The organism is Haliscomenobacter sp. (genome assembly GCF_040403615.1).
GTDB lineage: Bacteria > Bacteroidota > Bacteroidia > Chitinophagales > Saprospiraceae > Haliscomenobacter.
On the sequence record NZ_JBBAKG010000204.1, the window covers coordinates 1 to 4,610 of the forward strand.

Consider the following 4,610-nt stretch of genomic DNA (forward strand, 5'->3'; position numbering starts at 1 on the left):
TTGCCAGCCCAATCCACCCTAGACCTCAAAGTCAATCCCTTTCTAACTTTAAGGAACAATGCCCCAACGCTTGTACTGGAGTATGTGTCTGCAGCACATTTTGCAGTGGAATTTGGGTTGATGTACAATAAGCAGCAAGCAGTAGCCTGCAACCCGATTTTTGACGATCCTAACAATCCTTACGATCGCTGCCCCTATTCGTTTGACTATCAACGCAGGGGGGTATATGGTGCTTTTCGCTGGTACTTCGTAGATCCTGGCGAGGCCAGAGGCGTATTTTTGGGGCTTGCGGGGGCCTATAGCGTCCCCAAGAATTATCCACCCATTTTCGAAACTTACCTGAAGGGCATTACTGCAAAGGACTTCAGTTTTACACACAAAGAAAAGTTAGTTTATGTTGGGCCACTCCTGGGATATAAGGCTGTGCTTTGGGAGCATTTGGTGATAGAAGGATATGCTTTTTATAGCCCATACCTGACCAAAGCAGCCAAAATATACCAAAAGTCTAATTCAGGGTCAAGCAGAATGAGATTGGTATCTGGATTGACCGTCGGGTATCGATTTTAACGTAAGGACTCAACGATTAAAAGCGTAAAATGAAAAAATTGACTTTCTTATGGCTATTACTCAGCAACTTGAGCATGCTCAATGGCCAAAATACCATTGAACTTAAGTTGAATCCATTTCTATGGGCTGATCAAATTATGCCAACCTTAAGTTTTGAAAAAATAGCCCCAGACAAGCGCACAGCTTGGGAGGCAGGGCTAATGATGAATGTACTTAGTACTTGTACAGAAGGCACGTATAACAACACTTGTCAGGCAGATCTGTACAAAAATTACCTGTACGCCGGGGCTTATGGCTCTTGGCGTTGGTATCCTTTGGCAAAACCAGGTCGTGCCAATTGGTTGTTCATTGGAGTGATGGCAGCATACGGAGGCGGAATATTGCCCTCTCCTGAAGTACGCAATTTTTTTTACCTGTATTCGCGTAGCCCCAGCTTTGCATATCAACACCATCAAAGGCAATTGTTTTTGGGGCCATTAGGAGGCATCAAGCTGATAGAAGGCAAAAGGGTTTCGCTGGAAGGGTTGTTTTTTATTAGCCCTTATTACAAAAGAATTTCTTTTTCATCGGATATACCTCGCTATGATGGTTCGTACAGTATAAACCTAGGATACCGCATTTATAAGCGCCGTAAAATTGATTAAACCTGCTAAAAATATATCTTATGAAAACTAAGTCGACCTGGTTTTGGGGAATGGTGTTGCTTACTTGTTTGCAGGCAACCCAACTAGCCGCTACCGAAGTACGCGTACTAGAAACAACTGGAACTTGCGCAGGAGCAGGTTGCCGTGGAAAAATAAAACTGGCTTTGAATGTCAGCGCAGGCCCTTTGAAACTAGAGCTTCGTCAAGGCAACACCATTAAAGCGTCAAAATCTTTTTCCAAAGGCAATTTTGAATATAGTTTTGAGGGTTTGTGTATTGGCAATTATTCCATTTTGTACTATCCCGAACAATTTCCGGTATGCATGAAGGCTATAGAGCCCATCAACATCCCAGACCAAGCACCATTTGAAGTCAACATCGAAAACTGGGATTTTAGTGTGGTCACAGTCAAACCTTCCGTTACCGGAAACTACAAATACAGTTGGTCGAGCAATGGGAGTGTTTGGACTGTGGGCGGAGCTACCCAAAACTACAATGATTACCCGAGCACTTTTTATGCCAAGGTAGAGGATTTGAATTCCGGCTGTACCGTGATAAAAACCATTCAAAAATGCACTACAGGTGGCCAAACCAATAGCCGTAGTGCTGATCTTGTCGTAGAAGTACAGCAGCAAAGCGACCCCAATAAGGTAAAATTGATCGCCAAGTTAAAAAATAGCGAAGGAGATGCTCAACCAATCAACGATCAAGCCAATGCCGTGAAATGGTATGGTGTTGGAAATGTACCAATTGGCAATGGCTCTGTTTTGATAGTTTCCAAACAAGATCTTCGTTCTTATGAATTGGGCACATTTGTTTCTGTTACTGTTGAGAACAGTTGCGCTGCAATTGTACTCCAAAAGTTGGTAAGAGTCGATTGCGGAAGTTTGACTCCTGATGCATTAAAGTCTTATTTTGTTAAGGAAATTATGCCTTACTGCGGGGTAATCGAAGGTAAAGTTATTTTCAATGAAAATGTCATCAAACTACCTCAATACATTGGAGGCAATCCAATAAAAATTTATGTGGATGATATCTTTCGTACCTGGCCCACCACTCAGTTCAGTTTTACAAGAGGAGGTAAACATCAATTCCGCGTCGAAGTTTTAGATTGTCAATACAATTTTGAAGTTGACATTCCAAGTTCTACGCCGCTAATGGCTTTTGCAGGGGTGCAAAAGCAGACTGGCATCAATGTGGCATCTTTGTGCCAATACGATGTGACTTGTTTGGGAAAAAAGCAACGGGTTACTCAAACGGTTATTCGGGATCCGCAATCCGGTCACCAATCTGGTGGCCAATGCGGATATGATGTTTATTGTGATTTGGATGGCGTATTGCGTAAAGTTGGAACAAATCAGTATAGTTACCAACAAGTTCCAGCAGGCATGTATGAATATGTACTTCGAGGGGCTATTGAAGAAGCCATAGCCAATGGAGACAATGCAAAAGAACAGTATTTGAGAAAAGAATTGAAAAAAGTTAAAAATCTACTTGACTGCAGCATGGTTAAGTATTGCGATTTGACTTACAATCGAATCAGCACCGATTTTCCAGGTGTTGGTCTAGGACGAGATAGAAAATGTATAAATGGTTGTGTGGAGATGAACTGCGGAATTTTTGGAACAAAGAATTACAGCTCTTGTGATTTCACCAATTATAGAATCCCTGAGTACGATTGTTGTCCAAATCCTGTGGAGCGGAGTCTAATGGACATGTGTAATGCCTATCAAGGGTTGATCACAAGAAATCAACTCAATACCTTCTATCAAACCTATCCAACATTTGAAGATTCAGAGTTAGAACTGCTTTTGATTGAATATTCCAGTCCACCCAAATACAACGACCCCAGGATGAAATGTGCAATTATTAAGTTTTGTCCGATTAATTTTGTCCTTATGGAATACCGGGAGGGATATAGTCGGACTAACCCTTTTGACGGAGTTGACTGTGATCAAGATATAGCTGTTCCTCCAGTAAACATCGTCATTAACTTGGATGCACTCGGGAGAACCATAGACAATACTTTTGGAAAAGTGAAGAAAAAGTTGCTCCAAATCGTAAGAGCATGTACCGATTGGGTTGGCGATGCTGTCGAGGGTATAAAAGATAAACTCAATGTGAATAACATTAGCCGCTGCCCTTCTTTTTCTGATTTGGGGCGCAAAGGAGGGGTGTCAATTGGGGTTAACATTGCTGAACATACCAATGCCACTTTTGGAGGGTTTCAAGGTAATCAGGATACTACAATTTCATTGGTCTCCTACTTTACCGAATTAATAGAACCTTCAATGGATGTTGATGCTCAAAAAATAGTAATTCATACGTTCACCGATACTACTGCTAAACAATCCATTGATCGTTTTTCTACAGTAATATCAGAAGGAAAAACCACGCCTAAACTAGTATTCAATACTGGCAACAAGCAACACTACTACAACTACAGCCATCAAATTCAAGAACTTGGCCACTTCGAACAAGCAGGCATCGAACACCTCATCGAAGATTGGGACGAATGGACGGACTACTACGTGCGCAGCAGTGTACAACACAAAGAATACCTCATCACCAGACAAGATACCAACTCGGTATGGGCATTGCCGCTGGTGTCAGATAGCCTGTTGAGTGTGGAACATTTTACCCAGTATGATTCAGTGTTGTATGTAGCAGGATACTACAAAGGTTTATTGTACTTGGGGGGGCAGCCTATAGATTCAATCGCAAGCCATGACCAAACGGGGTTATTCTTCCTACAAATCACCAAAAATGGCCAGGTAAAGGACATCAGCTTGGTCGAAAACATAGATACATCAGGTGGTTTGGCGTTTTCTGAAAACAAAGCGGGTATTATTCAAGTGGCAGCCCAGGCGCAGAACGATTCCTTGAAAATCAATAACCAATTTCAAGCATTACCTCAAGCTGGATCAGTGTTTTTACTTCGGTATTCCGACGACAATCAACTGCAATTCATCAACGCCATCGGGGGCTCTAGTCAAACTACGATTGGAGGCTTGACATTGGCAATAGGCGGTAATGCCTCTACAATAGCCTTATTTGGCGGTGGAAGCACAAGCATCCAAAATGGATATCCAACACTGGTACCCGGAGATAGCCTGACCTTACTGAGTTTTGCTAATAATGGCAGCTTTACCAAAGCCAGAACCAGTGCTGCTGCCCATTTGTTGCCCCATAAATTTGCCATTTCATATGGTGCAGGAAACGGCCTTTTACTTGGACTAACCTATGATCAAACGACTACTTTCTTTGGAGACACCTTGAGTAATGAAGGTTTGGAGGACATTGCCATCATGAAATATGCAGTCAATGACACCCTGGAATGGGGTGAATTGTATGGTACTTCTGACAATGAAAGCGTATCAAAAATGATGTATGATGCCC

Annotated in this window: 3 protein-coding genes; all 3 read left to right on the plus strand. The window is 42.3% G+C overall.

Annotated features, from left to right (window positions below; all coding sequences use genetic code 11):
• The coding region (locus tag ABW391_RS28630) for a hypothetical protein (protein WP_353485330.1) at positions 1 to 567 on the plus strand (567 nt) is incomplete at its 5' end.
• 29 nt (positions 568 to 596) lie between these two features.
• Positions 597 to 1,211 carry a hypothetical protein gene (locus ABW391_RS28635; protein WP_353485331.1) on the plus strand — a complete coding sequence of 205 codons (615 nt, stop codon included), beginning with the start codon at positions 597 to 599 and terminating at the stop codon, positions 1,209 to 1,211.
• A gap of 20 nt (positions 1,212 to 1,231) precedes the next feature.
• Positions 1,232 to 4,610, plus strand: a 3,379-nt coding sequence (locus ABW391_RS28640; RefSeq protein ID WP_353485332.1) for a hypothetical protein, incomplete at its 3' end; no start/stop codon positions are given.